Origin of the sequence: Catenibacterium sp., from assembly GCF_052354645.1 — a bacterium.
Taxonomy (GTDB): Bacteria; Bacillota_I; Bacilli_A; order Erysipelotrichales; family Coprobacillaceae; genus Catenibacterium; species Catenibacterium mitsuoka_A.
On record NZ_DAWDDM010000198.1, the window covers coordinates 1 to 3,738 of the forward strand.

At 31.5% G+C, this 3,738-nt stretch carries 2 protein-coding genes; one reads left to right on the forward strand and one right to left on the reverse strand.

Going from position 1 to position 3,738, the window contains the following annotated elements; all coding sequences use genetic code 11:
- Positions 1-6: 6 nt before the first annotated feature.
- On the reverse strand, positions 7-294 hold the full coding sequence (locus ACT8VG_RS08510; RefSeq protein ID WP_444195628.1) for a transposase family protein: 288 nt from the start codon (positions 292-294) through the stop codon (positions 7-9).
- Positions 295-668: 374 nt separating this feature from the next.
- Here ACT8VG_RS08510 and ACT8VG_RS08515 point away from each other — a divergent pair, with 374 nt between their 5' ends.
- On the forward strand, positions 669-3,605 hold the full coding sequence (locus tag ACT8VG_RS08515) for an LTA synthase family protein (RefSeq protein ID WP_444195629.1): 2,937 nt from the start codon (positions 669-671) through the stop codon (positions 3,603-3,605).
- Positions 3,606-3,738: the final 133 nt, after the last annotated feature.

Below are 3,738 nucleotides of genomic sequence, written 5' to 3' on the forward strand. Positions count from 1 at the left end.
TTGTTTTTAAGTTTGTCTTTTTTTATACGTTTTGATTGATTTTTGTTTCACACTTTCCAGCTCTGAAGTTTGAGATAATCTGCTATGACTTTTTTTAGTAAATGGATTTTCTTCTGTCATTACTTTATTACATTGAGGACATACTAATCTTCTCTTTTTAAGTATTAGAGAAGTGTTCTTGCCTCTTATCATGTTATGTATGACTTTACATTTTCTATAGTCCTTAATATTCATTCTACTGCCACACTCAGGACAAGAAATAATGGTTCTCTTAAGCGTAATATAATAAATCACTTCTTTTTCAATGATTTCAGTCGTATGAGACTATACAAAGGATTCATAATCCCCTAAAATAATTCTTAGATCATTATTCAATTTGTGATCTCCTTTCGCTTTTAGTTAATATGAGCAAATTAATGATACAGCGGAAGGTTTTTAATTACATAAAAATACTTGAAAAAGTGGGAGCCAGAGTGTGACCCCCACAGATTTAAAGGTGCTGTTTCCAAGACCCCCAAATATTTAGAGCGAAGGTCTGACCCCCACAAAAATTAAAGACCCCAAAAAAGTCTCTTTTTTTCTAGCATTTTTCTTGTATTGTTTAATGTTATTTTTATGTTAAAATGGTATAGTAGTTCTCATTGAATAGAAAAAGGGAGAAAACTGTTTTGAAAAAGACACATACAGCATATCTATCTATGGTTCTAGGAATATTCTTGATGCTCATAGATCAATTATTTTTTAATTCTAATGCAAGGATACTAAATACAAATAATGTCAGCCTACTAATGAGTGCTTTACAAGTATGCCATCTTATTACATTACTAGGACTTGATTTAGTCATTATTTCTTTAGGATCTATTTATTCTAAGAAAGAGAATACTTTGGCTCAGGGTACTAAAATATGGCTTTATAGCGTACTAGCAGGTTTGATCAGTGCCATAGGCTGCTTTTTGCTAACTAAAAGTATCGATACAAATGCTATTTATTGTATTTTCTTGCCTATTATCAGAAATGTTTCTCCGGTGGTTACAGGTATTATATTAAGCTTGATCTGTTATCCTTTCTTAAAGAAAGTCAATACATGTTATCTTAAAATCATATTAATGATGATGGTTCTATTACCGGTATTCAATGGGCAGGATATCTTTGGGTTTGGAAATGGTTATAGCACATCATTTACCTTTGTATTATTTTATCTAGGGGCAATAGATGCAGATCAAAAATTTACTTATATACCATTTATCATCATTGGTTTGCTAGATGTATTATGTGCAGGATTCATGCCTTTATGCTCAGATATTGTCCATGGGGATATGTCCACTGCTTTACGCTTTACAACTTCAACATCATTCTTTGAAGTCTTTATCGCCTTAGAAATAGTGAGACTTTTAAGTCATATCTCATTTACTGAACATAACTCATTAGATTATTTACCTATTGCCTCACTTATATTGATTGGTGCCAACAGACTTACAACTTTCATTAGCTGGAATGAAGGTCTTGTGGGAACGACTTCTAAAAAGCTTCTATTATTAGCTGTTTGGGAAGCTTTGGCTGTTATAATGTTCTTTATTATTCTAAATGCTTTATTAATTAAAATACCAGGTATTTATAAACTAAAAAACAAGATCAATCAGCACTTTAAATCATTTAGTTTAAGTAATGAATGGCTCAAAAAAGAGCTTCAGCTCTTTAAAAGCTTCTTAAAAAAGAATAAAACAAGATTAATGATGTTGTTATTGGCTTATATTTTTTCATTTATTTCATTTATTGTGATGAACGCATCACTTACAATCAATCCAATAAATACTACTTTATCTTATAATGTGTTCTTTTATATATTTTTTAGAAGACAATTTTTTGTATTATTAAATACCTTTATTTTAGTACTTGTTGCTCATTTCTTGATGATATTTACAAGACGTTATTGGGTATCTGGTTTATTAACAGGATTTATGGAAATAGTAGTCATTGTCGCTAATTATCTTAAAATATTATTCCGTGATGAGCCTATTATTCCAGCAGATTTAGCGATGATCAAAGCACTTAAGAGCTTGCTTGTTATGATGGGGACTGGTGTCATTATTCTTGCAGTTGTATTAATTGTAGTAGTCGTAGCACTTATTATCTATCTAGAAAAGAAACATCCTCTGGCGTTACATATGAGCCTTAGAAGAAGTGTTATGTGGATCCTAGTTACTATTATTTTCTTTAGCAGTACACTGGTGATGAATCATGATGGCAATTATCTCAACATGCTGATGCGTGGATTAGGGGATGAACCTTATTTCTATAATCAGCTTTATGGGGCAAAAGTCAACGGACCTGTATTACAATTCTTAAATAACATAGATATATCTGTGATGGATAATCCAATTAATTATAATAAGAAGATTATACAGAAAATAGCGACTAAATACCAAAAACAATCAAATGTGATTAATAAATATAGAAAAAATGACTGGGATAATCAGATCATTATTATGGGATTAAGTGAAAGCTTTGCAGATCCATCACGCATTCCAGAACTTACGCTATCAAATGATCCTATCCCTTATATTAGAAGTTTGATGCAATCTACTACTTCGGGTCTCATGTATAGCGCTGGATATGGTGGAGGCACAGCGAATATGGAATATATGGCGTTGACCAGTTTTAACCTGGGTTTATTCTCTTCTGGACTTACACCTTATACGCAGCTTGTTCCTAGACAAAGCTATGCTTATGCTTTTTCTAGACTATTTAATCAGGCAGTCGCTATTCATCCTTATATTGGTGTTTTTTATAGCAGACAGACTGTTTATAACAACTTTGGTTTTAATAAATTTATGTATCTAGGTTCTCAATATAAAATTAAACATCAGTCTTATATTGATCGTAGTCTTTATTTATCAGATGAGACGGCTTATGCCAATACGATTGATGAAATCGTTAATGCGAAAGGCAGCAAGTTTATTAATCTTGTCACAATGCAGAATCATATGCCTTATGACAAAAATGTCTATGACCATAAAGATCAGTTTATCGCAAATGGAAATTCTGCAATAGATGAAAATTTCAAGGATCGAATTGAAGAATATGCTATGGGTCTTCATTATACAGATCAGGCTGTTAAGAACTTTATTGAAAAGCTTGACAGTATTGAAAAGCCTATTACCTATGTATTCTATGGAGATCATTTACCTGGTATATATTGGGATAGTAATCCTGCAAAATATAATAGTGTTTTTCATGAAACAGATTACTTTATTTATTCTAATAAATATGCAAGAGAACATCTCAATACAAGAACATACAGCTCTTATGATCTAGTTTCTCCAACAGACTTTATGTCCCTTGTACAAAAACAAACACGTACAAAAACAACACCTTATACAGCTTTATTAGAAACAGTTCTTGATGAATTGCCTGCTATTACCACTAAATCGGCCGCTAATTCAACAGGGAATTCTAATATTGCCTTTATAAATGAAAAAGGGCAGAATGTAAAATACAAAGATCTTACTTCTGACCAAAAACAATTATTAAAAGAATATAAGCTTGTACAATATGATATGACAGTTGGAAATAATTATCTAAAAGATATGGATTTCTTTAAGTGACGAGGGTTGTATATCAACCCTCGTTTTATTATAGAGATTATGGTATTATTGAAGAGACGAAAGAAGGACATCAATATGAAATATGATTATCTAGTAGTAGGATCAGGTCTTTATGGCGCAATATTTGCGCATG